The sequence below is a fragment of the Prosthecomicrobium pneumaticum genome (genome assembly GCF_014199915.1).
Classification (GTDB): domain Bacteria; phylum Pseudomonadota; class Alphaproteobacteria; order Rhizobiales; family Kaistiaceae; genus Prosthecomicrobium; species Prosthecomicrobium pneumaticum.
The window spans coordinates 56217-81654 of sequence record NZ_JACHOO010000003.1; the positions used below are offsets into that span (position 1 = coordinate 56217).

Here is a 25438-nt window from a genome sequence, read left to right on the forward strand (position 1 = left end):
GGCCTTGGCGTCGCAGGCCGCGGCAGCGACCGAGACGCGTAGGCCGGAAGGGTGAGGGTGGCTCTTGCTCGGCGAAGGAAAGTGAAGACCCTCACCCAACCTCTCCCGCGGAGCGGGAGAGGGGCTCGTCGCGATGGCGGGGCGGGTGATCCGATCCGCCGGTCGGGCTCCCTCTCCGCTTGGGGACAGCGGTTGAGGTGGGGCTCCCCTCTCCCGCTTGCGGGAGAGGGCTTCCGGCCTTGGCGTCGCAGGCCGCGGCAGCGACCGAGACGCGTAGGCCGGAAGGGTGAGGGTGGCTCTTGCTCGGCGAAGGAAAGTGAAGACCCTCACCCTACCCTCTCCCGCGGGCGGGAGAGGGGAAGTCCGGCGGGCGGGCTGGTCCCCCCGCCCATCGTCGGCAGCCGTTCCACACAGTGGGTGCCACCCCCCTCTCCCGCGGAGCGGGAGAGGAGGAAGCCCGGCGCCGCGCTCGTCCGCCGGCGCTCCGCCGGCCGCCCCCTCGAACAGAGCGGGAGAGGGGGATCACGCCGTCCAGACTTCCGCGCCGCTCTCCTCGACGGGCAGGGCGCCGAGGAATTCCTCGATCACGGCCACGACGAGGGCGTGGTCGTCGGCCTGCGGCAGGCCGGATACGGTCGCCGTGCCGACGAGGCCGACATGGCGGACGATGATCGGGAAGGCGCCGCCATGGGCGGAGAAGGCGCGCGGATCGACATAGTGGCTGTCCGACAGATCGACGCCGCGGACCCGCGCCTTGACGCCCATGTAATAGGACGAGTGGCCGAAGCGGCGCACCACCGCGTTCTTGCGCGCCACCCAGTGATCGTTGTCGGCGACCGTGCCGGCGAGCGCGCAGTGATAGATCTGCTGCTCGCCGCGGCAGATGTCGACGGTGATGGCGAGCTTCTCGCGGCGGCCGCGGGCGACCAGCGCCTCGCCGAGCGCGATCGCGGTGTCGTTGTCGAAGCGCTCGAAGACGAGCCTCTCCTCCTGGGCGAGGAGTTCGGCGAGAAGGGCTTCGTCGGTCATCTGGCATCCTCCGGTCGAGCGCGGAGCATGCTTCGGCGGCCCTGCGGGCGCAAGCGGCGGTCTGCCGCGCGGCTTTTCACTCTGACAAAAGAGTGGCTTATCGTCCAGACGAGTGGAAGTGTCGCGGCCGGGGTTCGTGCCGTTGACGGAGCGGGTTGGGGCGCCTAATCCGGGAAGCGTCGCGGCCGCACGCTCCGGCGGCCGCCTGCCGAAAGGACCGGCTCTTGGCGATGTCGGACGGTATCGAAGCGGCCGAGGCGGCGGCGCCCGCGGCGCGGCGGACGCGGGTGAGCGGCATGGACCGCGCCCTGCAGATCCTCGACCATCTCTATGAGACGGGCGCGCCGGCCGGTGGCTATGCGATCGCCAAGGCGATCGGCGCGCCTCTGTCGACGACCTATGTGGTGATCGACGAACTGGTCGAGCGGTCGCTTCTCGTCCGCAGACCGGACGGCAATGTCTGGCTCGGGCCGCGGCTCTATCACTACGGGCTCGTCTATGCCCGCTCGCTCGATTTCCTGAGCGAGGCGAGCCATGTGATGCACGCGCTCTGCCGCACGGTCGAGGAATCGGTGCAGATCTGCGGCCGCGACAACGACAATATGGTCGTGCTCTCGATGGCGGACGGGCCGGGCCATTTCCGTGTCAGCTCGGAGGTCGGCACCCGCGTGCCGCTCAACTGGACGGCGTCCGGCCGGCTGCTCGTCGGCCATCTTCCCGAGGCGGAGCGGATCGCGATCTTCCGGCGCAGCGCCAAGGCCTCGCCGACCAGGAAGGCGCAGACCGATCCGAAGACCCTCGCCGAACTCGCGGCGAAGGCGCTCGAGGAGCGGCTGTCGATCCAGATCAGCGAGACGGACTTCATGGTGTCCTGTGTCGCCTCGCCGATCTGCGATGCGTCGGGGGCCTGCGTCGCGACGATCTCGATCGTGCTGCCGGAGCACAAGGTGGTCGCGAACCGCGCCTTCTATGCCGATGCGGTGCGCGCCGCGTCCGAGACGATCGAGCGCAATCTCGGCTGGCGCGACCACGGCGGCTGAGGCCGTCAATCGGCGACGGCGACCACCGCCTCGATCTCGACGGTGATCTGGCCGGGCAGCGAGCCCATGCCGACCGCGGAGCGGGCGTGGCGGCCGGCCGCCTCGCCGAACACCGCGACGAAGAGATCCGAGCAGCCGTTGATCACCTTCGGATGCTCGCCGAAGCCGGGTGCCGCATTGACCATGCCGAACACCTTGACGATGCGGCGCACCTTGTCGAGCGAGCCGAGCGCCTCGTGCATCACGGCGAGCATGTTGATCGCCGTGACGCGGGCATGGCGATAGGCCTCCTCGACGCTCACCTCGGCGCCGACTTTGCCGCGATGCTCGTGGCCGTCCGGTTCGAGCGGACCCTGGCCCGAGAGGAAGAGCAGATTGCCCTCGCGCACCGCCGTGACGAAATTCGCCACCGGCGCCGGGGCGGGGGGCAGCGCGATGCCGAGCGCCTCGAGCCGTCGATAGGGCGATTCCCGGGGCTCGATCGCCACCGACCCGGCTGCCGCACGCTCCGTCATGCTCGTCGTCCGCCCTCGTCCGGCGCGACCTCACCGCTGTGAAGTCCGCACATTGTTCTATAGTTGTGAAATTGAGTTCATTGATCTGGAATGCTAGCATCCGTTCTCGCGCGGTCAAGCCTCGACCGGCAGCGAAGGAGCGAGGGGTCGGCATGGCGGGACGGCTCGACGGCAGGGCGTGCATCGTCACCGGGGCGGCCGGCGGCATAGGCCGCGCGGTGGTCGAGGCCTTCTCGCGCGAGGGCGCGCGGATCGTCGCGATGGACCTCGCGGACCCGCTCGGCCGCACCGTCTGGCCGGGCGACGGGATCGTCCCGATCGCCTGCGATCTCGCCGACCGGGCGGGGACGGAGCGGGCGGTGGCGGCCGCCGTCGAGACGCTCGGCGGACTCGACGTGCTGGTCGCGGCGGGCGCGCTGAAGGGTGGCAGCGGACCCTTCCTCGATCTGACCGACGAGGACTGGGACCGCTATATCGGCGTCAATTTGACCGGCATGTTCGTGCTCTGCCGGGCCGCCGCGCGGGCGATGGCGACGGCCGGCCGCGGCGGCCGGATCGTCACCGTCGGGTCGGTCAATTCCTACCAGTCGGAGCCGAACGCCGCGCCCTACGTCGCCGCGAAGGGCGGCGTCGCCATGCTGACACGGGCGATGGCGGTCGATCTCGCCAGCCACGGCATCCTCTGCAACATGATCGCACCCGGCCCGATCGACGTGCCCAACAATGGGGACTCCTACCGCGCGCCGAAGCTCGCCGCGGCGTTGCGGGACGAGGTGGCGCTCGCCCGTCCGGGCCTGCCGGAAGAGGTGGCGGGCGCCGCGCTCTATCTCGCCGAGGCGGCGAACGGCTATACCACGGGTGCGACGATCACCGTCGACGGCGGTCTCTCGGCGATGATCTTCGGCGCGATGCGCGGCGGCTGACATGACCGGCTCGGCCTCAGATGATCGAGGGCGGGATCCGGAAGGCCTCGACATGGGCGAGCGCGGCCTCCGCGTGCCGCCGACCGCCCGAGAGGCTGAAGGCGAGATGGCCGGGCAGCAGCGCATCGAACGGCGTCTGCGCCAGCCGGCGCACCGTGCGGCAGATCGCCGAGACGTCGCAATCGGCAATGTCCTGAATCGCCACCTTGCCGCCATGGAAGAGCGCATCGCCGCCGATCAGGAGGGTCCGGCCGGCGAGGTCGACGAGATAGGAGACGTGGTCGCGGGAATGGCCCGGCGTCTCGATCATCCGCACCGTCGCCGGGCCGACCGTGACCGGCGTCGCCTCGGTGAGCACGCTGTCGACGGGACAGGCGCGGTAACGGTAATCGGCCGGGTAGATGCCGGCGGCACGGGCCCGGTCGAGGCTGATCGCCGCCTCGTCGCCCGATTCGACCATCGCCGCCGTCGCGGCGCCCGCATGGACGGTCGCACCGGTCACACCGCGCCAGTGCGCGACGCCGCCGGAATGGTCGGCATGGGCGTGGGTGAGGAAGATGTGGCGGATCGCGGCGGGCGCGATGCCGTCCCCGGCGAGGCGCTCGGCCACCCGCTCCGGATCGCGGCCGGCGCCGGCGTCGAACATCAGCCAGTCCGCTCCGGCGCGGACCAGGAAGACGTTGCAGTCGAAGGCGTCGGTGAGATCGAACCCGCCGCCGCCGCTCATCACCAGATGGATCTCGCTGTCGATCCGCATTTGCGCTCCTCTCTCCCCCGGCCGATCGCGGCCGGCTGCCGCCCATAAGGACGTTTCACCGATGCATACCGGCGCTTTTTCCGACATCTCCTGGACCGAACAGGGCAAGCAGGTCGGCTTCTTCAGCTTCCCCTATTCGATCGACCGGTCGCCCTATTTCCAGATCAAGGTGCCGGTCTGCCGGATCCAGAACGGCGAAGGGCCGAGCCTCGTCCTGATGGCCGGCAATCACGGCGACGAATATGAGGGCGAGCTGACGCTCCTGAAGCTCATCCGCCTCACGCAGCCGGAGGACGTGACCGGCAGCCTGACCATCCTGCCGGCCGCCAATCTGCCGGCCGTGATGGCGGCGAAGCGCTGCTCGCCCTATGACAACGGCAATCTGAACCGGGCCTTTCCCGGCGATCCGAAGGGCACGCCGACCTTCCGCATCGCCCATTTCATCGAGCACGAGATCCTGCCGCGGCACGAGGTGCTGCTCGACATCCATTCCGGCGGCACGAGCATGGACCATCTCGTCTGCAGCCTGGTCGAGCGGATCGGCGAGCCGGCGCAATTCGCGAAGGCGCTCGCCCTCATGAAGGCGATGCGGCTGCCCTACGGCATGATCGCCGACAACGGCCTCGATTCGCCGACCTCGATGGCGGCGGCGGCGCGGCAGGGCCTGATCGGCCTGTCCGGCGAGTTCGGCGGCGGGGCGACGGCGACGAAGGCGACGCTGCGCATGACCGAGAGCGCGGTCGACAATCTGATGATGGCGATGGGGCTGACGCGCCGTCCGATCGTCTCGCCGGCGCCCGACACGACCACCGACACCGTGCTCCTGTCGACCGGCGGCCAGTCGCTCTTCGTCTATGCCGAGCGGGAGGGCTGGTTCGAGCCGGCGGTCGATATCGGCGACACGGTCGAGACCGGGGCGGTCGCCGGCTATCTGCACGATCTCGAACGGCCGCTCGAGGCGCCGCAGCCGCTGACCTTCCGGGAAGGCGGGATCGTTCTGACGCGGCGCCTGCACACCCACTCCCAGTCCGGCGACTGTCTCGTCAACGTGGCGCGGCTCGCGAGGGAATGACCGGCCGTTCGGGCCTTGACCCGACGAGCCACGATGTTACTCTTCTGTAGCAATGAATGCAATTCCATTAAAATGGAATAAACAGCAGGGATAGCCCGGTGATGGACCGGGTTCGCGGCCGGGCCTGGCGAGGCCATGCGCGGCCGTCGCCGCAGCGAGCGGCGGGCGAGGCCGGGCGTGCCCGGACCAGACAGAGGGGAAGGCGATGAAGAGATCGGGAATTCTGGCCGCTTGTGCCGCGATCGTCGGCGGCGTGCTCACGGCGACGTCGGCATTCGCCGACATCACCATTCTCGCCTGGCCGGGCGGCCCGGCGGAGACGGCGCTGCGCAAGGTCGTCGACAGCTACAACGACACGGTCGGCAAGGAGGCGGGTTCGAAGGCGAACCTCCTCTATTTCAGCCGCGACAATTTCTTCGACAAGATGCTGTCGGATTCGGCTGCCGGCTCGAAGGAATTCGACGTCATGCTGACGGCGACCTACAATATCGGCAAATATGCGCCGTTCATGACGCCGATCGACGAACTCGCCACCGACGCGGTGAAGACGACCTTCCCGAAGGCGGCGCTCGATTCGCAGAGCTATGAGGGCCACCTCTACGGCATCCCGACCGACCTCTCGCTGCACTTCCTCTATTACCGCAAGGACCTGATCGACCAGCTCCTCTCCGACGACGCCTGGAAGGCGAAATATCGGGAGATCTCCGAGGAGAACCTCGGCACGGCGATGGACCCGAAGGCGCCTGCCGACTGGACCTGGGACGATTATATCGCCACGGCGCTCTTCTTCACCAAGTCGATCAACCCGGACAGCCCGGTCCGCTACGGCACCGTGCTGCAGTTGAAGAACCTCCTCTTCAACATCATGGTGTGGCAGGGCACGGTGCAGAGCTATGGCGGCGACTGGCGCGACGCCGACGGCAACATCACCGTCAATTCGGACGCCTATCGCAAGGGCCTCGAGATCTACAAGAAGCTGGTCGATCTCGAAGCGACCCCGGGCGACAGCAATTCCTACGAATATGCCGAGGCGAACGGCGCCTTCGGCACCGGCCAGGTCGCCTTCATGGTGCAGTGGTCGGCGGCCTATGCCGAGCTGATCGATCCGAAGCAGTATCCCGCCGTCGAGGGCAAGTTCGACATCACCCACGAGCCGGCCGGCCCCGAAGGCCCGAAGACCCATTTCCATTCGCTCGGTCTCGGCCTCTCGAAGAACTCGGACAAGCAGGACGAGGCGAAGAAATTCCTCGCCTATCTCGCCTCCGAGCCGGCGATCACCATGTATGCCCGCGAAGGCGGCCAGCCGCCGCTCAATGAAGATCTGATCAAGCAGGTTTCCGCCGGCCGGCCGGACATTCTCGCCCAGGGCGAGCAGGCGGCGAAATACGGCATGGTGATGAATGGCGGCACGAGCGCGCAGGCGCTCGACATCTATACCGTCATGGCCGAGAACTTCACCGGCTACTGGAACGACGCGCTCGATATCGACACGGCGATCGGCAATGTCGAGACGGCGATGAAGAAGGCCTTCGGCAAGGAATAGCCGGACGCGCCGCGGCCGCCGGATGACCGGCGGCCGCCTCCTCTCGACCTCGTTTCCGGGACATCCTATGGCGGCGAAGACGATCGGCCTCGACCAGGGCGACAAGGCGGAAGCGCGCGTCTTCCTCGCCGGGCTCTGCGTCTTCCTCGCGCTGATGCTCGGCTTCCCGACGCTCGCCAATCTCTGGTACAGCTTCTCAGACGTCTCGTTCCAGAACCTCGCCTCGACCGATTTCGTCGGCCTGCGCCATTATGCCGATGCGGTCGCCAATCCGCGCATGTGGACGGCGCTCGGCTTCTCCGTCCGCTTCGCGCTGCTGACCACGGCGATCGAGGTCGGCATCGGGCTCGTCCTCGTCTTCGTCCTGCATCCGCTCCTCACCAAGCGTCCCTGGCTCACCGGCATATTGATGCTGCCGATGATGGTCTCGCCGGCGCTGATGGGCGTGATGTACCGGCTGATCCTCAACGAGTTCACCGGCCTCGTTCCGGGCTATCTCGAGCTCGTCGGCATCTCGATGAATTTCCTCGGCCGGGCGAATGTCTACGCCACCCTCGTCGCCATCGAGGTGCTGCAATGGACGCCCTTCGCCTTCCTGATCCTGCTCACCGCGCGCCAGGGCGTCGCCTATGAGCTCGAGGAGGCGGCGGCGGTCGACGGCGCGACCGGGCTGCGGCTCTTCCTCCACGTCATCCTGCCGATCATGCTGCCGGCGATCGCCATCGTCGCCTTCATCCGCTTCATCGACGGCTTTCGCGTGTTCGACCACATCTTCGTCCTGACCGGCGGCGGGCCGGGCACGCAGACCACCTCGATCAGCATCCATATCTACAAGCTGTTCTTCGTGCAGAACCGGCTGGGCGAGGCGGTGGCGCTCTCGGTCATGCTGCTCGTGGCCGCGCTCGCGCTCCTCTATTTCGGCTTGAAGCTCGTCGTCCGGAGGACCGCACGATGATCGTGTCGCGCGCCAACAGGCTCGCCAAGGCGACGACGGCCCTGCGCTGGGCGGTGTTCGTGCTCGTCGCGCTCGTGCTCAACTTCCCGATCCTGGCGACGGTGCTGACCTCGTTCAAGACGATGGCCGACATCAACACCTCGCCGCCGCCGCTGATCTTCTGGCCGACGCTCGAGAACTATGTCGAGGTGCTGTTCGCCGGCAATGCGGACTTCCCGCGCTATCTCTTCAACAGCGTCGTCATGGCCTCGGGCGGCGCGGTGATCGCCATCCTCCTCGCTTTCCCGGCGGCCTATGCGATGGTCCGCTACGATGTCGGCAAATCCTGGCTGCTGCCGATCATCACCAATCTGCGCGCGCTGCCGCTGATCATCTATGCGATCCCGATCTATCTGATGTTCCAGTTCGCGGGGCTGCTCGATACCCGCTTCGGCCTTGCGCTGATCGCCGCGGTGATCAATGTGCCGGTGGCGCTCGTCCTCTTCGTCGGCTTCATCCAGGACATTCCGGACGAGCTCGACGCCGCGGCGAAGATCGACGGCGCCGGCAAATGGGGCATTCTGCGCCACGTCATCTTCCCGCTGTCGCGGCCGATCCTCTTCGCCGTCGCCATCCTCTCCTTCATCTATGCCTGGAACGAGTTCATCTTCGGCCTGATCCTGACGACGCGGCAGGCCGTGCCGGTGACGGTCGGCGCCACCTTCTTCGTCACCACCTATGGCGTGAAATGGGGCGCAACGGCCGCGGCGATGACGCTCGGCATCATTCCGCCGCTCGTCCTCGGCCTCTTCGCCTACCCCTATATCGGCAAGTCGATGCTGACCGGCGCGCTCAAGGGCTGACCCGCCGAGACGAGGATACGACATGGATCGAAGCGTCTATCCCGAGGCCGCGGCGCGCATTCGCGATCACATCCGACGCACGCCGCTGGTGCCCGCGGCGCCGACCCTTCCGTCGTCGGTGCCGGGAACCCTGTTCTTCAAGCCGGAATGCCTGCAGGTCTCGGGTTCGTTCAAGGCGCGCGGCGCCTTCAATGCCGTGCTGTCGCTGCCGGACGAGGTCCGTCGCCGGGGTGTCGTCACCGCCTCGGGCGGCAATTTCGGCGCGGCGATCGCCTATGCGGCGCGCGAACTCGGCCTGCCGGCGGAGATCGTGGTGATGACCGGTTCGACGCCTTATGCGCGGGCGCGGATCTCGGGCTATGGCGCGACGCTGCACGTCATCGGCGAGCACTGGGATCTTTCCTGGGAGGCCGGCAAGGCGCTCGCCGCCGAGCGCGGCGGGGCGCTGCTCCACCCCTTCGCGCAGGAGCCGGTGATCGCCGGCCAGGGCACGATCGGCCTCGAAATCCTCGAGGAGATGCCCGATGTCGATACCGTCGTGGTGGCGATCGGCGGCGGCGGCCTGATCGGCGGCATTTCGGAGGCGATCAAGCAGAGGAAACCCGCGGTGCGGATCGTCGGGGTCGAGACGGAGGCCTGTCCGACGCTCCATGCCGCGCGCGCCGCCGGGCACATCGTCAAGATCGAGAACTTCGTCACCAATGTGCCGATCCTCGCCGCCCGGACGACGGAGCCGATCAATTTCGATCTCGTCGAGCGGAATGTCGACGAGCTGGTCCTCGTGCCGGAGGATGAGCCGAAACCCGTGGCGGAATGGATGTGGAAGAACACCGGCCTCGCCGTCGAGCTCGGCGCCGCGACCGCCGCGGCGGCGGTGCTCAACGGCCATGTCCGCACGCGGCCGGGCGAAAAGGTGGTCGCCGTGCTCTGCGGCAGCGGCACGGACGGCCTCGGCCTCTGAGGGGTGCCGCTGCCGCCTACTCTGCGTCGAGCGGGGCGAAGACGGTCACCTGCAGGCCCTTGTTCTCCGGGCCGCTGCAGCCGCCGGGGCAGCAGGAGACCGCGACCACCGTGTCCATCTCGGCATGGAGTTCCATATAGTCGCCCTGCCGGGCCTCCGGCTCGAGGTGGAACAGGCGCTGCCGGTCGTCGACGCCCGTCGTCATGAAGATGTTGAAGGCGTCGTGGACATGGCTCGCCGGGAAGCCGATCGCCGCGAGCGCAGCGGTCAGGTTGTCGTTGCAGTTCGGCATGTCGCGGTCGAAGCGGAGCCGCCAGGCGCTGGCGCTGCAGCGGGCGTAGACGAGATCGTGCGAGGCCGCGTTGAAGGGCAGCGCGCCGTGCGGCACGGTGTCGGCGATGATGGTGAACATCGGCCGCATTTTCGGTTCGGTGCTCCACAGCCGGTCGCCGACCGAGAGATGGGCACCCTGCAGCGTGCGGGTCCGGCCGGACCAGAAATGTTCGGACGGGTCGTCGGCGGCGAAGGCGTTGAAATCGCAGACCTGCGGCCCGTCGCAGCAGGTGATCCGGAGGATCTCGCCGCTGCGGACCGGAAAGGCGAAGCCGCGCTCCCGCTCGACATACCGGTCGAGCACGGTGCGGCGCCGGTCGGTCTCCGCGGCGAGCCGGGCGAAGCGGTCGCGCTGTTCGGGGGCGAGCGCCTGATAGCCATAGCCGGTGGTGGACATCGCTTCGGCCTTCTCGGTCAGTCGTAAAAATCGGGGGCGAGCTTCGCGCGGGCGACGAAGCCGGGATCGTGCAGCGGCACCAGTTCGCCCCCGGTCTCGGCGGCGATCGCCTTCAGACGGCGCAGGCTCGCCATAGCCGCCGCGTCGTCCATGCTCGAGCCGAGAATCTCGCGGTCGAAATTCTCGAGCAGGTCGACGACATCGCCGGTCAGGATTTTTACGCCGCTGTTCGGCAGGCGGACGACCGCCGACTGGTGGCCCGGCCGATGGCCGCGGGTGAGCACGAGGTCGAGCCCCGGCATCACGGAATGGTCGCCCTCGACGATGTGCCAGTCGATCTCCGGCCCGGCGATCTCGGCGAAGGAGCGCGCCTGACGGCCGGCTTCGGAGAAGGCCGCCTCGTGCTCCATCTTCTGGATGACGACGCGGGCGCGCCGGAAATGGCGCAGATGGCCGGTATGGTCGCCATGGGCGTGGCTCAGGAGCACCGTGCCGATATCGTCGGGCGCGACGCCGAGACGGGCGAGTTGCGGCAGCAATTCGTGCTCCGGGAGGACCACCGGCGGGGCGGGGAAGCTGTCGTTGCGGAACAGCCGCACCGCCTCGACCGGATCGGCGAGCGGGGCGCTGTCGAGACCGGTGTCGAAGAGGACGTAGCCCTTCGCGGTCTCGATCAGATAGGCGCAGATCGGCACGGCGAGGACGATCCGCCGGTCGTCGCCGCGGATGCAGGCGGACTTGCGGATCACCTCATAGCCGCAGAGCAGAATGAAGAGCTTTCGAACGTCGGTCATGGCGGCCTCGTCGGGAGAAGAAGGGGGCCGGCGGAAGGGGGCGCCTTCCGCCGGCCGAGGATCAGCCCTTCAGGAAGCGGGGATCGAACACCTGATCGTACGGCACGTCCTCCTTGAGAAGTCCGGCGATGCGCACGATCGACTGCGTCTTGTCCCAGGCCTCGGGCGGGATGGCGCCGTCGTACTGCCACATGTCGTTGGCGATGGTGGAGGCGAGGATCGCCGAGAGATCGTCGGGCGGCAGGGTGGGGAATTCCTGCCGGGCGAGCTCCTTCGCTTCGTCCGGCTCGTCGCGGACATAGGCGAGCGACTTCAGCGTCGCGTCGACCATCGCCTTGCACAGCGTCGGATCGGATTCGATCAGGCTGAGCGGCAGGTTGACGGTCGTCCAGGCGAACAGGCCGAGCTCGGCCGGCATGCTGGCGAAGGGGGCCTGCCAGACGCCCTGCTTGATGCCCTGCGCGATGGTCGGCTCGGACACCATGGCGACGTCGGCGGTTCCGGCGGCGACGGCCGCCATCTGACCGGCGCTCGTCGCGATCTCGATCAGGGTCACGTCGGAACGCGGATCGAGGCCGTCCCGCTCGAGCAGATAGAGCATGATCGAATAGCCCGTGCCGCCGCGGGTTCCGATCGCGATCTTCTTGCCGCGGATCTTGTCGGCGAAAGAGGCAGCCGGATCGATCGTCACGCCGGTCTTGGCGACGAGGAAGGCGTTCGCCCGGTTCGACAGGGCGACCACGGCGCGCAGCGGCATGCCGCCCCGGGCGCGCACGAAGGCGATGTGCTCCGGCCCCCCGATATAGGCATCGGCATCGCCCGACAGCACGGCGGCGATGTGCTTGCCGCCGCCTTCCGTGGTGACGAGTTCGATCTTCAGCCCGGCTTCCTCGTAGAAGCCCTTCTTGATGCCGACATAGAAGGGCAGGCTGTCGACGCTGTGGCCGGGCTCCGTGACCGTGAAGGTCTTCAGATCGGCGGCCCGCGCGAGGCGGCCTCCGGCGAGGCTGGCGGCACCGAGCGCGAGGGCGGCGGTGCCGAACTGGCGGCGTGTGAGCTTTGTCATGTCTGTTCCCTTGGTTGGTCGAGGCGATAGTCCACCCGCCCCGGGGCCGAGGTCTCTCGCCGGGCTCGTCGTGACGGGTGAAGGGAGGGACGCGGCTGCGGCGTGGACGCCGTCAGCGCGTGCTGTCGCGTGAGGTCTCCGCGCTGTGGAAGCCCTTGAGCAATTGCCGCTCCATCCAGACCACGACGCCATAGAGCGCCATGGACAGCACGGAGAGGATGGTGATGCCGACCCAGATCAGGGCCATGTCATAGGTCGCGCCGGCATACATGATGACCTTGCCGAGCCCGAACTGCGACGAGATGAATTCCCCGACCAGTACACCGGCGAGTGCAAGGCCGATGTTGATCCTGAGCGAGGAGATGATCCACGGCATCGAGGATGGCAGGATGATCTTGCGGAAGACGTCCCAGCGGCGGCCGCCGAGAGAATAGGTCAGCTTGACGAGATCCTCATCGACCGATTTGACGCCCGAATAAGCCGCGAGGGCGGTGATGACGAAGGTCAGCGCGATGGCGAGCGCAATCTTCGAGCTGATGCCGATGCCGAAGATCAGGATGATCAGCGGGCCGAGCGCCATTTTGGGAATGGCGTTGAAGACGACGATGAAGGGCTCGACGATGCGGGCCGCGTTCTTCGACCACCACAGCGACAAGCCGATCGCCGCGCCGAGCAGCGAGCCGGCGACGAAGCCGATCACCGTCGCACGGAAGGTGAACCAGGTGTCCTGCAGCGCCGTGCCCTCGGTGACGAAGATGCGGGCCACGCGGGCGATGTCCGACGGTGAGGACCAGAAGAAGGCATTGATGAAGCCGGCCCGCACCCCGAACTCCCAGAAGGCGAGGATCGCCGCGAGGATGACGAGCTGAGCCGAGTGAATGGCGAGCGGCGGCCAGTCGCGCCGCGCCTTCAGCACCACGCCGGCGCGGCGCTTCGGCAGCGCGGGGGTGGCTTCGGATTTCGCATCGGCTGCCGTCACCGGCCCGCCACTCTGGGTCGTCGCGGACATCTTCATGCGGTCTCCGCTTCCTCGTCCTCGGACGTCCGGCCCTCGAACAGCAGTTCGAGGCACCGATGCTTCAATCGGCCGAATTCCGGCGTGGTGACGATGTCGCGGGCGCGCGGGCGTGGCAGGCCGACGGGAAAGCTGTCGCGCACCCGGCCCGGGCGGGGCGACAGCACGACGATGTCGTCGGAGAGGAAGATCGCCTCGTCGACATCGTGCGTCACGAAAAGGATGGTGAGGTCGAAATCCCGCCACAGCGTCAGCAGCCATTGCTGCATGCGGAAGCGGGTCTGCGCGTCGAGCGCAGCGAAAGGCTCGTCGAGCAGGATGACGTCCTTGTTGCAGAGGAGCGTCCGCAGCAGCGCCGCGCGCTGACGCATGCCGCCGGAGAGCGCCGCCGGATAGTGGTTCTCGAACGCGCCGAGGCCATAGCGGGCGAGAAAGGGGCGGGCGGTCTCGCGCGCCGCGTCGCGGCCGATGCCCTGCAGTTCGAGCCCGAAGATCACATTGTCGAGGATCGTCCGCCACGGCAGCAGCAGATCCTTCTGCAGCATGTAGGAGATCATGCCGGCGCGGCCCGTGATGTCCTCGCCGTCGAGCACGACGGCGCCCGAACTCGGCTTGAGCAGGCCGGCGAAGATGTTGAAGAGGGTCGACTTGCCGCATCCGGACTGGCCGATGATGCTGGTGAAACGGCCCTTCTCCACCGACAGCGAGATGTCGTCGACGGCGAGGATGCCGCCCTCCGGCGTATCGAAGCGTTTGGTGATCCCGCGCAGATCGAGCTTTTTCGGCGCGGCGCTGCTGGTCCCCATCATGCTGGTCTCCTCTGGTCGAGGGATCGCCGGACGGAGCGCGCGCGCTGATCCGGGCGCGCCAAACGCTTCCGCGCGGCGTGATCGAAAGCCGGGAACTGGATCGAGGACGATGGCACGGCGCCTCCTGATCTCGCAGCGGCCGGAGCAGAACTCCGCGTCCGCGACTGGTGAGATCTCCCGGGCTTTTATCCCGCCGTGCTCAGGGGGATGTCTCCCGCCCTGACTGAGGCTCTCGGACCAGCGCATCGAACGGATGCCGGAACCCTAGCCTCAAGCTCGAGACGAAGATTAGCAAAGCCTGTGCCAGTTAGAGGTCTGGCGTCTTGCCTCGTGCCGGACGCTGCGCTTCGGCGCCTTCGGCGCCAAAAGCTGTGCGCCCTGCCCAAGATCGCGGCTGCGCCTTCGCCGCCTTCGGCCCTCAGCGGGCGGCCTCCGGCGCGCCGGCTACGGCGGTTCCATAGGCGCGGGCCTGCGCCGCCTGACGCGCCGCGGCATCCAGAACCCGCGGCCGGCCGAGCTCCGGCATGAAGCCGGCGAGCCGGTCACGCGCGGCGCGACGCGAGTAGCGTGCCTCGAGGAAGGCCACCGCGCGCGCAGCCCGCTCCGGGTCCGGACGCGCGAGCGCGTCGCGGACGGCGGCGGCGAAAGCCTCGGGCGTGTCGGCGATCCAGGCCATGGTCTCCGGGGCCTCGATGCCCTGCGCCCCGATCGACGTCATTACGAGGGGCGCACCGTTGAGCATCGCTTCGAGCACCTTGCCCTTGACGCCGCCGCCAAAGCGCAGCGGCACGATGGCCGCCCCGCAGGTCCGATAGAGCGCGGCGAGTGTCTCGTCCGACACCGCGCCGAGGAGACGGACGTCCGGCGCGGCGAGCGCCTCTACCTCGGCGGGCGCATCCGAGCCCACCACATTGACGATCAGCCCCTTCGTCTCATCGCGCAGGAGCGGCAGGACCTTATCGACGAACCAGACGATGCCGTCGGCGTTCGGTGCGTGCCCGAAGCCCCCGACGAACAACAGACTACGGTCGCGCGGTGTGGCTTCGGCTGCGAGGCGTGAGCGGGCGTGAGCGAATGTCTCGTCGGGGTAGGCGAGGATCGACATCGCGATCGCATCGACCGTCGCCGGCAGCCGCGCCCGCATCAGCACCGCTTCCGCCTCGCTCGGCAGGCCGACGGCATCCGATTGCGCGCCGATCGCATCCTCCTGAGCATCGGCCGCTTCCGCGAGGGCGAGAAGGCCGGACTCTCCCGTGATCCTGTGCTGCAGCCTCAGCCGCTCGCCATGCAGGTCATGGGCGTAATAGAGGATTCGTGCCCGCGAATAGGCGCGCACCGCCCCGACATAATTGATCGAAATGTGTGGCCGGGAGAGAAAGGCGTAATCGATATACTTTCCGTTGGTCGAGATCCATTCGTCGAAGCCGTGGCCGGGAAAGTCACCATGGATGACCTCTACCCCCAATTGCTGGAGGATGGGGGCGTAGACGGGATCGTAGAAGCGATTGTCGGGCCAGAAGGTGATATGGAAGCCTTCCGCCAGGAAGAACCGGATGTAATGCTCGATTGTTCGGGATCCAGCATCGCGGTCCCATTTCGGCACATAGTGGTCGACGATCAGAATGTGCGGCTTGGCGGCGGAGCGGTCGCGCGCGAGGAAGGCATCCTCCCCGTTCACGAAATGCTCTGCGGCGAGCGTCTCCTGCCAGCGTTCCACGAGCTTGACGAGATTGGTGACCTGATAGGCCTTGATGCCGACCGACAGATCGCGGCCGTGGCTGCGCCCCTCATGGTGCACCACTTCGGCGAAGGGCTGGTAGACGGTCCGCAGACCCCGGGTGCGGACCCGGAAGGCGAAATCCACATCGTCACTATAGGCCGGAGCGAAATGGCGATCGAGACCGCCGAGCGCCCGCCACACCGCTGCCGGGACGGCAATCGCGGCGCCCGAACAATAGTCGACGTCTTTCATATAGTTGAAGCCCGGCAGGCGCGGGTTCTGATCGCGTCCATAGTTCCAGGCGGAGCCGTCGCGCCAGAGAATGCCGCCCGCTTCCTGCAGGGTGCCGTTCCAGTTGAGGAGCTTGGAGCCGGCCAGACCGATCTCCGGATCGCGCTCGAGGGTGCCGACGAGCTGGTCGAGCCAGCCGGAGAGGATCAGCGTATCGTTGTTGAGGAAGACGAGATGCCGGCCCGCGGCGTGTTCGGCGGTGCGATTGCAATTGCCGATGAAGCCCTCGTTTTCGGCGTGCCGCACCACCCGGACGATCCCGCCGATGCCGGCGAGGATCGCCCCGGTGTCGTCGGGCGAGGCATCATCGCCGATCAGGATCTCGCAGGAAAAGTCCGTCCGGTGTTCGAGCAGCGACACGAGGCAGGCGAGCGTGTCGACGAGATTGCGATAGATCGGGACGATGATCGAGACGTCCGGCACGTCCTGCGTCTCGCGGCTGAGCAGTGCGGAGCGCGTCCGCGCCCGCTCGAACAGCCGGCGAAAGGCGGCGGAGGCGCGGAACGTCTCCTGCCGCTCACCGAATGCGGCGAGGGCCGCATAGAGGCCGGCGAGCCGCGGCACGTCGCGCGGCCGGCCGGTGTCGACGAGATGGCCGGCAAGGGCGGCAGGGAACCGACCCGAGGCGGACGCGCCTTCATCGGGAGGTGCCTCCGTCGTCTCGTCCTCGCCCAGCAACGCGCCGAACAGGTCCCGTGTGGCGCCGAGCCGCGCAGCCGCCAGAGCGATGCGGGGGTCTGCCGAGAAGGCGCGGCCCTCGAAGCGGCCGTGCTGCAGGAAATGGAGGAACGGCTCGGCGTCCGCACCGGGTACGTCGGGGTAGAGCCGACGGTAGGCGGCGATGTCGAACACCGGGTTGGGGTTGCGCCCCTCGGCGGCTCCATGGCGAAGGAAATGGACGAGCGGATTCTCGCCCGCGGCGAGCACGTCCGGATTGACCGCGAGATACCAGTCGCCGTCGAAGGCGGGATGCGGCGAGCGGCCCGCCCGCCAGCCATGCACGAGGTAATGGACGAGCGGGTTGATTTCCGCCTCGGCGGGATCGCGCGCCTGCGCGCGATAGTGGAGCGGGTCGAAGAGCGGATGCGGAGCGATCTCGAACAGGTCGGGATCTCGTAGATAGTGCTGCAGCCATTGCGGATCGTCGGCGAACGCTTCGCGCTGCGCGATCATCCAGCCGATGTCGACCAGGGGATGCGGCGAGCGATGCTCGCCCTCTCCGTGCATGATGAAGTGCTGGAGCGGCTCGATGCCGGCGGCTGCGACATCCGGCCGGAGCGCGAGATAGTAGTCGGGAAGGAGAATGGGGTGCGGCGACAGGCGAGCGCGATCGGGCGCGGTGGCGTAGGCGGCATAGGCATCGGCGAGCGGCCTTCCGGCCAGCCGCTCCGGGTGGCGGAGCGCGAACCATTCCGCATCGAAGAAGGCGTGCGGCGGGCCCTCGGCGGGCGGGTCCCCGGCCGGTCGTCTGCGCGCCGGCCAGATCCGATCGCCCAGCCGGCGACGCCGGGCAGCGGACCCATCGGTCGGCGGCCGCGGTGCCGAGGCGGCGGCCGGCTCGGCGGCTTTCGCCGACGACCCCGCCGTCCGCCGGCGGGCTGCGGCGAGCCGCTTCTCCGCACCGAGCCGCTCGCGCAGCACATGCGCGCGTGCTTCGGCCAGCGCCAGGCGCGCTTCCGTATCCGCCCGGAGTTCGGCGAGCGCTTTCGTGCCCGCGCGGGCCTGTGCCTCGACTGCAGCGCGCATCGCGGCGTCCGCACGCTCCGCCTGCCCGGTCCTCAGTGCCTGCAGCGCGGCGCGGGTGTGTTCGAGTTCCACGGCGCGCGCGTCCCGTGCCTCGGCGAGCATATTCCGTTCGCCGGTGAGCGCGGCGAGGCGCCGTTCGTTCTCGGCGTTGATCCGGCGGAGCGCCTCGTCCTCCTCGTGCAGGCCGGAAGCCCAGAGCAGCGTCCTGTTCTGCGCCTCCCAGAGATCGTCGTCGGACCGGGAGAGCGTCGAGATGGCCTCAGCCGCCTCGCTGATCGGCCGATCGGCGCAGAAGGCGAGGAAATACTCGGGCTCCCATATCGGCGGGCCGCCCCTCTCGACCGCGAATCCCGCGTCGAGCCGGCGGCCGACGAGGGGCAGCGGCGGCGGCGCCGTGACCTCATCAAGGGGCCCTACCCAGGACGCGACCCCCATGCGCTGGCCGAGGAGGTGGAGGTGAGGAAAGCAGGGCTGCAGGAGTCCGACGAACTCCTCACGGTCCATCTCGCGCCGGTGAAAGACGTTGACCGGCACGGCGCGCCCATAGACCGGCCGGTTCGGCGTCGAGACGATGGCGAGACCGCCGGGCCGCAGCACCCGCCGGATCTCCGCGACCAAACGCTGCTGCGCCGGGGCGTCGACGTGCTCGATGATCTCGAAGGCGACGACGAGGTCGAAGCTCGCCGCGGCATAGGGAAGAGCGGTGGCGTCGCCGACGCGGAAGGCGATGCGGTCCGCCCCGCCATAGTGCCGTTCGGCCTCGGCGATCGTCGCGGGGTCGTGATCGAGCCCCTCGATCCGGGCTGCCCGCGCCCCGAGCAGTGCGGTGCCGTAACCGACGCCGCAGCCGAGATCGAGCACGGTTCGATCTTCGGCGAACGGACGGCAGGCGGCGTAGCGATGCAGATGCTCGTAGGCTATTCGGCCGCTCATCTCCGGGCTGAAGCGTTCCAACTGCGCCACGTGTCTTTCCCGATCGTCCGATTCTTCTCTCGCCGCATGATCGGCCCGTCTCGCCCCGGCCACAGCGCCGTGAGCAGGCCGAGAACCTCGCACGCCGGAAGCGCTGGCGCGGGGAGTGGCGTCCCGGAAGGGATTCGAACCCCTGACCTACGGTTTAGGAAACCGTTGCTCTATCCTGCTGAGCTACCGGGACGCAGCGGAGATCCAGGCGGCATATGAGCCGAGAGCGGTGTCGGGTTCAAGCGCTTTCGGCCTTCCGGGGCAGTGCCGGTCGGCCGCGGTGGAGGCGGTCCGGCCGGCCGGGCGGCCGCCCGCCGGCATGGCACCGCGCGCTGGCGGGCGTCGTCTTCGCGTTCGTGAGCGGGGCGGCGGATGGCGCCGAACGGCTGGTCGGCGGGGCCGACTGCGTGCTCGCCGCCGGCGAGGCCGGCCGCGTCGCTGCGGTGCCGGACGGTGCTACGCTGGTGCTCGAAGACGGCCTGGTCGTGCGGCTGGCGGGGCTCGCCGTCCCCGGCTCGGCCGCCGATCCGCAACCGGCTGCGGCAGCCCGCGAGGCACTCGCCGATCTCGCGCTCGGGCGGCGGGTCGAATTGCGCTATAGCGGCCCGCGGCGTGATCGCCACGGCCGGGCGCGCGCCCATGTGTTTCGGGTCGGGCGCGATGGCGAGCCGGCGCTCTGGCTGCAGCGGGCGCTCGTCGAGGCCGGCAGGGGGCGCTTCGCCTCGGCCGCCGATGATCGCGCCTGTCTCGTTCCGCTCGCGGCGGCCGAGCGCGCCGCACGGTCGGCCGGAAGCGGACTCTGGCATGTCCCCGATTATCACATTCGCGCCGCGCGGGATTCTTCGCTTCTGCAGCAAGAAGGCCTATATGAACTCGTGGAGGGCCGGGTCCTCTCCATCGGCCGGGCCGGCCGTCGCATCTATCTGAATTTCGGCCGGCGTTGGACGAGCGACTTCACGGCCGAGATCGAGGCCCAGGCGGAAGACGCGTTCGCGGCGGCGGGCGTTCCCGTCGAAACCCTTGAGGGGCGAATTGTTCGAGTGCGCGGCTGGATCGAGGAGCATGGCGGGCCGTTGGTTCGCATCACGCATCCCGAGCAGATCGAGATTCTGGACGAGGCCGATGGCGGCAATTGACGCTCAGCGGGGACTGGACCGGGCGATACGCTTCGTCGCGGCCGTGACGCTCGCCGCGGCGCTGTCGGGCTGTACCTCGACGGTGCTCGAGGGGACGCTCGGACCGAGTCAGCCGCTCGTGGGTGCGGCGCAACCCGCGCCGGTCGATCCGCAGGTCGCCCGTGTCGGGGCCGAGGAACATCCCCGCATTGTGGCGGCTTTCGGCGGCGTCTATCGCGACCCCAAGCTCGAGCAGACGCTCGCCCGCGTCGTCGGCCGCCTGGTCGATGCCTCGGAGGTGCCGTCGCAGGCCTATCGGATCACCATCCTCAATTCGCCGACCGTCAACGCCTTCGCGCTCCCCGGCGGCTATCTCTACGTCACGCGCGGGTTGCTCGCGCTCGCCAACGACTCCTCCGAACTCGCCGCGGTGATCGCGCACGAGATGGCGCACGTCACAGCCAATCATGCGGTCGAGCGGCAGAACCGCGCCCGCGAGGCGGTGATCGTCAGCCGCGTCGTCACCGATGTGCTCGACGACGGCCTCGCCGGCAAGCTGGCGCTCGCCTCCTCGCAGCGCACCCTCGCCGCCTTCTCGCAGCAGCAGGAACTGGAGGCCGACGCGATCGGCATCAGGACGATCGGCAAAGCCGGCTACGACCCGTTCGCCGCAGCGCGCTTCCTCGAGCGGATGGGCCGCTTCGCCGATTACAAGTCGGCGCCGGGCGCGGTGCAGGACAAGCGGGCGGACTTCCTCTCCTCGCATCCCTCGACGCCGCAGCGGGTCGAGTTCGCCATCCGCGCGGCGCGCCAGTTCGGCGCCCCGGGCATCGGCGAGGTCGACCGCAACCGCTATCTCGACGGCATCGACGGGGTCGTCTTCGGCGATGATCCGTCGCAGGGCTATGTCCGCGGCCGCAATTTCCTGCATCCCGCGCTCGGCGTCGGTTTCACCGTCCCGGACGGGTTCGTGCTCGACAACACGGCCGATGCGGTGCTCGCGACCGGCACGGACGGCACGGCGCTCCGCTTCGACGGGGCCAATCTCGCCGCCGGCACCTCGCTCGTCGATTATCTGACCTCGGGCTGGGTCAACGGGCTCGACCGGAGTTCGATCACGAGTTTCTCCGTCAACGGCATGGAGGCCGCGTCGGCGCGCGCGTCGGCGCGCGGCTGGGCCTTCCGGATCATCCTGATCCGCGCCGGCGAGACCGCGACCTATCGCTTCATCTTCGCCAACGAGAGTGACGCACCCGGCCTGCAGCAGGCGGCGGACGCGACGATCGCGAGCTTCCGCAAGCTGACGGCGGACGAAGCGTCGCGGCTGCAGCCCTTGCGGGTGCGGGTCGTCACCGTGCGCCCGGGCGATACGGTGGAGCGCTTCGCCGCGCAGATGTCGGAGGTGGACCGCCCCGCCGATCTCTTCCGGGCTCTCAACGGCATCGGCCCGGGCGACCAGCCTTCGCCGGGCAGCAAGGTCAAGATCATCCAGTAGGCCGAGGGGCAGAAACGGCGGCGGACGCGCGACGGGAGCGTCCGACTCAGATGAAGTTCGCCGTGTCCGGGTGTTGCTGCAGCAGGGCGGCCTTCAGCTTCTCGAGCGCCCGGCTCTCGATCTGGCGGACCCGCTCCTTCGAGATGCCGAGGCTTTCGCCGAGCGCTTCGAGTGTCGCGCCCCCGTCGTCGCGCAGCCGCCGCTCGCGCACGATGCGCAGTTCGCGCGGTGACAGCACGGCGAGCGCATCGTTGAGCCAGGCGACGCGGCGCTCGCTGTCGATCGCCGTGCCGACCCGCTCGTCCTGCAGCGGCTCGCCGTCGACGAGGAAGTCCTGCCGGTCGGAGGCGCCCTGATCGCTCTCGCTGACAGGTGCGTTGAGCGACATGTCGGGTCCGGAGAGGCGCGCATCCATCAGTGCGACGTCATTCGTCGAGACCCCGATCGCGGTGGCGATCTGCCGGTAGATCTGGTGATCGGGCAGGCCGGTCGTGCCGCGGGCGAGACGGGCGCGCAGCCGGCGCAGGTTGAAGAAGAGGGCCTTCTGCGCCGAGCTCGTGCCGCCGCGGACGATCGACCAGTTGCGCAGGATGTAATCCTGGATCGAGGCGCGGATCCACCAGGTGGCATAGGTGGAGAAGCGCACCTCGCGCTCCGGCTCGAAGCGGGCCGCCGCTTCCAAAAGCCCGACATGGCCCTCCTGGATCAGGTCGCTCATCGGCAGGCCGAAATGGCGGAAGCGGGCGGCGATCGCGATGACGAGCCGCATGTGCGAGGAGGTCAGGCGATGAAGCGCGACCTGGTCGTTCTCGCTGCGCCAGCGGGTCGCGAGCGCGTGTTCCTCGTCGCGTTCGAGGTAGGGCGCTCGCATCGCCGCTCGGACGATGTTTCCGCGGGGGTATGACGCCGACGCCATCCTTCGCCTCCGGGGAGTCCGAGGCCGCGGCATCTCCGCGGCTCGACATTCCGAACTTTACGCGGCCCGCCATCCATCGGGTCACACAATGCCGTGAGACGATAGAACGGCGGGACGACACTCGGGTTGCGCTGCGGCGAAGGGATCGACGGATCTGCCGCGCGGCGCCTATCCGACGCGCAGCTCATGTTACGAAGCGGTGGCGTGCCCGGATCAGCATCGGCGAGGTTCGGTGACGTCGTCGAGGAGCCAATTTGGCTCGTCCGCCCAACGCCCCCTCGGCCGTTCGCCGGGCGCATCTTCGGCGGGCGTCCGCGCAGCCCATGCCGCTCCCCTCTCCCGCTCGCGGGACAGGGGTTGCCGCCGTTGCGCTCGGTCGGGAGGAGGACTTCTCTTCCCTGCAATCGGCCCTCTTCCCCTCTCCCGCGCGGCGGGAGAGGGCTTCCGGCCTTGGTGTCGCAGGTCGCGCAAGCGACCGAGACGGTTAGGCCGGAAGGGTGAGGGCCGCTTTCTTCATCGGGGAAGGGAAGAGCCCTCACCCCCGCCCTCTCCCGCGATGCGGGAGAGGGGGCTGTAGCCGTTGCGCTCGATCGGGAGGACGACTTCTCTTCACTGCAATCGGCCCTCTTCCCCTCTCCCGCGCGGCGGGAGAGGGCTTCCGGCCTCGGCGTCGCAGGGAGCGCAAGCGACCGAGACGGTTAGGCCGGAAGGGTGAGGGGCGTCTTTCTTCATCGGGGAAGGGAAGCGCCCTCACCCCGGCCCTCTCCCGCGATGCGGGAGAGGGGGGTGCCGCCGTTGCGCTCGATCGGGAGGACGACTTCTCTTCCCTGCAATCGGCCCTCTTCCCCTCTCCCGCTTGCGGGAGAGGGCTTCCGGCCTGGGCGTCGCAGGGAGCGCCAGCGGCCGAGGCGCGTAGGCCGGAAGGGCGGGGGCCGCTTTCTTTCATCGGGGAAGGGAAGGACCCTCACCCCCGCCCTCTCCCGCGATGCGGGAGAGGGGGTTGCCGCCGTTGCGCTCGATCGGGAGGACGACTTCTCTTCCCTGCAATCGGCCCTCTTCCCCTCTCCCGCTCGCGGGAGAGGGCTTCCGGCCTCGGCGTCGCAGGGAGCGCCAGCGGCCGAGATGCTTAGGCCGGAAGGGTGAGGGCCGCTTTCTTCATCGGGGAAGGGAAGGGCCCTCGCCCCCACCCTCTCCCGCGATGCGGGAGAGGGGGTTGCCGCCGTTGCGCTCGATCGGGAGGGCGACTTCTCTTCCCTGCAATCGGCCCTCTTCCCCTCTCCCGCTTGCGGGAGAGGGCTTCCGGCCTGGGCGTCGCAGGGAGCGCCAGCGGCCGAGATGCTCAGGCCGGAAGGGCGGGGCGCTGCGTTCGGCGCGGCGCGGTCAGGCGGCCTCGTCCTGCTCCTCGTCTTCGGGCTCGGCCGGCGCGTCTTCGGCGCTCGCCTCGGTCTTCGCGCCGCGGCGCGGGCTCTTGGCGAGGTTCTGCTCGATCTGGCGGATCGCCTCGGTCTCCGAGATCTGGCCGACCGAGGCGATCTCGCGCGCCATGCGGTCGAGCGCCGCCTCGTAGAGCTGCCGCTCGGAATAGGATTGCTCGGGCTGGGTATCGGACCGATAGAGGTCGCGCACCACCTCGGCGATGGCGATCAGATCGCCCGAATTGATCTTCGCCTCATATTCCTGGGCGCGGCGGCTCCACATCGTCCGCTTGACGCGGGCGCGGCCGCGAATGGTCTCGAGCGCCTTTTTGACGGTCGCTGCGTCGGATAGCTTGCGCATGCCGACGGTATTGGCCTTGGCGACCGGCACACGAAGCGTCATCTTGTCCTTCTCGAAGAAGATGACGTAGAGCTCGAGCTTGAGCCCCGCCACTTCCTGCTCCTCGTGACCGACAATCGTGCCGACGCCGTGCGCCGGGTAGACGATGTGCTCGCCGGTCTTGAACTCGGAACGAGAGGCGGGCTTCTTCACGGTGGCCATTACGCTTCAACTCCTGTCATGACCGCCCGGCTCGGCGAAGCCGGCAGCCCTCTTCATCGGCGCGCGGCGACGCGCCACGCTTCCCAACCGCAGCCCCTGCCGGCCGGGCCCGCTTGCGCACAAGGGACCAATGCGCCCAAGAACCTTCCGCTCCGAACCCGCGCGGCGACGCGAATTCGACAGGGCGGACGGCTCTCGTGGCTGATCACGTATCCGACACGGTGGGCGGGAGCAGAACGAGCCAGAATCTGACTGTAAGAGCTACCCTACCACAAAATAGGGGAAAAATAAAGCGCGCCGTGCACTATTGCCGCACAGCAGCGCGCCCGCTGTCGAATGCTCGACGGCGGGGCAGGATCGGGCGGCGAGACCAGACGGCGTGGCTCAGTCGCCTTCGCCGGCCTCCGGGGAGAAGTAGAGGTCGAGCTTGTTCTCGACACCATCCATCGCCTTCGCGTCCGCCGGCGGCTCCTTGCGGGCGGTGATGTTCGGCCACTTCTCGGCGTAGTCAGCGTTGAGCTTCAGCCATCTGTCGAGGCCGGGCTCGGTATCCGGCTTGATCGCCTCGGCCGGACATTCCGGCTCGCAGACGCCGCAATCGATGCATTCGTCCGGATGGATGACCAGCATGTTCTCGCCTTCGTAGAAGCAGTCCACCGGACAGACTTCGACGCAGTCGGTGTACTTGCAGCGAATGCAGTTGTCGGTCACCACATAGGTCACGACGGTCTCCCGGAAGTCGGCCGGCAGCGGGCCGGCAGGCGTTGGGTAGCCGGTTCGGCCGGAGCGCGCAAGAACGAGCGCGCTGTCCGAAGCGGCGGAACAGGATCGATTTTTCACGCCGGCGGCGATGCGCGCAACGCTCCGTCACGAGGCCGGTCCGCGGGCCTCGCCGGAGGCCGGAACGTCCTCATAGAGCCGGCGGGCTTCCTCGGCGGGGCCGCGCCGTCCACCGCAGGCGGCGATCCGCACGACGCGCACCGCAGCCGGCGTGACGAGGGTCAGCACATCGCCCGGGCCGACCAGCCGGCTCGGCTGGTCGACTTTCTCGCGGTTGACCCGAACCGCGCCCGCCTCGACGAGGCGCTGCGCACCGGTCCGGCTCTTCGTGAAGCGGGCGAACCACAGCCATTTGTCGATGCGCTGCCGTTCACCCGCCGTCAT

22 protein-coding genes, 1 tRNA gene and 1 riboswitch are annotated in these 25438 nt (G+C 68.6%); of the genes, 9 read left to right on the plus strand and 14 right to left on the minus strand.

What is annotated here, in order from left to right; all coding sequences use genetic code 11:
- Nucleotides 1–522: 522 nt before the first annotated feature.
- Nucleotides 523–1029 carry a heme-degrading domain-containing protein gene (locus GGQ63_RS07335; protein ID WP_183854217.1) on the minus strand — a complete coding sequence of 169 codons (507 nt, stop codon included), beginning with the start codon at nucleotides 1027–1029 and terminating at the stop codon, nucleotides 523–525.
- Nucleotides 1030–1259: 230 nt separating this feature from the next.
- Here GGQ63_RS07335 and GGQ63_RS07340 point away from each other — a divergent pair, with 230 nt between their 5' ends.
- The gene (locus GGQ63_RS07340) at nucleotides 1260–2069 is read left to right on the plus strand and encodes an IclR family transcriptional regulator (RefSeq protein WP_183855354.1); all 810 of its coding nucleotides are present in this window, start codon (nucleotides 1260–1262) and stop codon (nucleotides 2067–2069) included.
- Between the two features lie 5 nt (nucleotides 2070–2074).
- Here the strand turns inward: GGQ63_RS07340 and GGQ63_RS07345 are convergent, their stop codons facing one another.
- Complete coding sequence (locus GGQ63_RS07345; RefSeq protein WP_183854219.1) at nucleotides 2075–2584, minus strand: RidA family protein; 510 nt, start codon at nucleotides 2582–2584, stop codon at nucleotides 2075–2077.
- A gap of 152 nt (nucleotides 2585–2736) precedes the next feature.
- Here GGQ63_RS07345 and GGQ63_RS07350 point away from each other — a divergent pair, with 152 nt between their 5' ends.
- Nucleotides 2737–3507, plus strand: a complete 771-nt coding sequence (locus tag GGQ63_RS07350; RefSeq protein ID WP_183854221.1) for an SDR family NAD(P)-dependent oxidoreductase — start codon at nucleotides 2737–2739, stop codon at nucleotides 3505–3507.
- A gap of 16 nt (nucleotides 3508–3523) precedes the next feature.
- Here GGQ63_RS07350 and GGQ63_RS07355 read toward each other — a convergent pair whose 3' ends face one another.
- Nucleotides 3524–4264 (minus strand): MBL fold metallo-hydrolase, encoded by a 741-nt coding sequence (locus GGQ63_RS07355; protein ID WP_183854223.1) that lies wholly within the window; start codon nucleotides 4262–4264, stop codon nucleotides 3524–3526.
- Nucleotides 4265–4325: 61 nt separating this feature from the next.
- Here GGQ63_RS07355 and GGQ63_RS07360 point away from each other — a divergent pair, with 61 nt between their 5' ends.
- The 5 genes from GGQ63_RS07360 to GGQ63_RS07380 all read left to right on the plus strand — a co-directional run bounded on the left by GGQ63_RS07360 (nucleotide 4326) and on the right by GGQ63_RS07380 (nucleotide 9637).
- Nucleotides 4326–5336 (plus strand): succinylglutamate desuccinylase/aspartoacylase family protein, encoded by a 1011-nt coding sequence (locus tag GGQ63_RS07360; RefSeq protein ID WP_183854226.1) that lies wholly within the window; start codon nucleotides 4326–4328, stop codon nucleotides 5334–5336.
- 205 nt (nucleotides 5337–5541) lie between these two features.
- A complete protein-coding gene (locus GGQ63_RS07365) occupies nucleotides 5542–6879 on the plus strand; it encodes an ABC transporter substrate-binding protein (protein WP_183854227.1) in 1338 nt (445 codons plus the stop codon).
- A 67-nt stretch (nucleotides 6880–6946) separates the two neighbouring features.
- Nucleotides 6947–7834 carry a carbohydrate ABC transporter permease gene (locus GGQ63_RS07370; protein ID WP_183854229.1) on the plus strand — a complete coding sequence of 296 codons (888 nt, stop codon included), beginning with the start codon at nucleotides 6947–6949 and terminating at the stop codon, nucleotides 7832–7834.
- Nucleotides 7831–8676: a carbohydrate ABC transporter permease gene (locus GGQ63_RS07375; protein ID WP_183854232.1), complete on the plus strand. Its 846-nt coding sequence runs from the start codon at nucleotides 7831–7833 to the stop codon at nucleotides 8674–8676. The genes GGQ63_RS07370 and GGQ63_RS07375 overlap by 4 nt, the downstream gene beginning before the upstream one ends.
- Before the next feature lie 22 nt (nucleotides 8677–8698).
- Nucleotides 8699–9637, plus strand: coding sequence for a threonine ammonia-lyase (locus GGQ63_RS07380; protein WP_183854234.1), 939 nt, complete (start codon nucleotides 8699–8701; stop codon nucleotides 9635–9637).
- A 16-nt stretch (nucleotides 9638–9653) separates the two neighbouring features.
- Here the strand turns inward: GGQ63_RS07380 and GGQ63_RS07385 are convergent, their stop codons facing one another.
- The 7 genes from GGQ63_RS07385 to GGQ63_RS07415 form a co-directional block, all read right to left on the minus strand.
- Nucleotides 9654–10367: an urea carboxylase-associated family protein gene (locus GGQ63_RS07385; RefSeq protein WP_183854236.1), complete on the minus strand. Its 714-nt coding sequence runs from the start codon at nucleotides 10365–10367 to the stop codon at nucleotides 9654–9656.
- 17 nt (nucleotides 10368–10384) lie between these two features.
- Nucleotides 10385–11161 carry an N-acyl homoserine lactonase family protein gene (locus GGQ63_RS07390; RefSeq protein WP_183854238.1) on the minus strand — a complete coding sequence of 259 codons (777 nt, stop codon included), beginning with the start codon at nucleotides 11159–11161 and terminating at the stop codon, nucleotides 10385–10387.
- A gap of 61 nt (nucleotides 11162–11222) precedes the next feature.
- On the minus strand, nucleotides 11223–12227 hold the full coding sequence (locus GGQ63_RS07395) for an ABC transporter substrate-binding protein (RefSeq protein ID WP_183854240.1): 1005 nt from the start codon (nucleotides 12225–12227) through the stop codon (nucleotides 11223–11225).
- A 112-nt stretch (nucleotides 12228–12339) separates the two neighbouring features.
- Entirely contained in the window at nucleotides 12340–13242 is a 903-nt protein-coding gene (locus GGQ63_RS07400; RefSeq protein WP_183854242.1) for an ABC transporter permease, read from the minus strand.
- Entirely contained in the window at nucleotides 13239–14051 is an 813-nt protein-coding gene (locus tag GGQ63_RS07405; RefSeq protein WP_210308432.1) for an ABC transporter ATP-binding protein, read from the minus strand. The genes GGQ63_RS07400 and GGQ63_RS07405 overlap by 4 nt, the downstream gene beginning before the upstream one ends.
- Before the next feature lie 172 nt (nucleotides 14052–14223).
- Nucleotides 14224–14330, minus strand: a riboswitch (guanidine-I (ykkC/yxkD leader).
- Nucleotides 14331–14469: 139 nt separating this feature from the next.
- A complete protein-coding gene (locus GGQ63_RS07410) occupies nucleotides 14470–18771 on the minus strand; it encodes a methyltransferase domain-containing protein (protein WP_183854244.1) in 4302 nt (1433 codons plus the stop codon).
- A 116-nt stretch (nucleotides 18772–18887) separates the two neighbouring features.
- Nucleotides 18888–18964: transfer RNA gene (locus GGQ63_RS07415), tRNA-Arg, on the minus strand.
- A 214-nt stretch (nucleotides 18965–19178) separates the two neighbouring features.
- On the opposite strand from GGQ63_RS07415, the gene GGQ63_RS07420 reads away from it, so the two are divergent.
- Both GGQ63_RS07420 and GGQ63_RS07425 read left to right on the plus strand, forming a co-directional pair.
- Nucleotides 19179–19907 carry a thermonuclease family protein gene (locus GGQ63_RS07420; RefSeq protein WP_183854246.1) on the plus strand — a complete coding sequence of 243 codons (729 nt, stop codon included), beginning with the start codon at nucleotides 19179–19181 and terminating at the stop codon, nucleotides 19905–19907.
- Nucleotides 19894–21381: a M48 family metalloprotease gene (locus GGQ63_RS07425; protein ID WP_183854248.1), complete on the plus strand. Its 1488-nt coding sequence runs from the start codon at nucleotides 19894–19896 to the stop codon at nucleotides 21379–21381. Before GGQ63_RS07420 ends, GGQ63_RS07425 begins: the two co-directional genes overlap by 14 nt.
- A gap of 46 nt (nucleotides 21382–21427) precedes the next feature.
- On the opposite strand, the gene GGQ63_RS07430 is transcribed toward GGQ63_RS07425, so the two are convergent.
- The 4 genes from GGQ63_RS07430 to GGQ63_RS07445 all read right to left on the minus strand — a co-directional run bounded on the left by GGQ63_RS07430 (nucleotide 21428) and on the right by GGQ63_RS07445 (nucleotide 25438).
- Nucleotides 21428–22297: an RNA polymerase factor sigma-32 gene (locus GGQ63_RS07430; RefSeq protein ID WP_183854250.1), complete on the minus strand. Its 870-nt coding sequence runs from the start codon at nucleotides 22295–22297 to the stop codon at nucleotides 21428–21430.
- A 1380-nt stretch (nucleotides 22298–23677) separates the two neighbouring features.
- A complete protein-coding gene (locus tag GGQ63_RS07435) occupies nucleotides 23678–24274 on the minus strand; it encodes a CarD family transcriptional regulator (RefSeq protein WP_183854252.1) in 597 nt (198 codons plus the stop codon).
- 384 nt (nucleotides 24275–24658) lie between these two features.
- Entirely contained in the window at nucleotides 24659–24997 is a 339-nt protein-coding gene (fdxA, locus tag GGQ63_RS07440) for a ferredoxin FdxA (RefSeq protein WP_183854254.1), read from the minus strand.
- Between the two features lie 144 nt (nucleotides 24998–25141).
- Nucleotides 25142–25438 (minus strand): RNA-binding S4 domain-containing protein, encoded by a 297-nt coding sequence (locus tag GGQ63_RS07445; RefSeq protein WP_183854256.1) that lies wholly within the window; start codon nucleotides 25436–25438, stop codon nucleotides 25142–25144.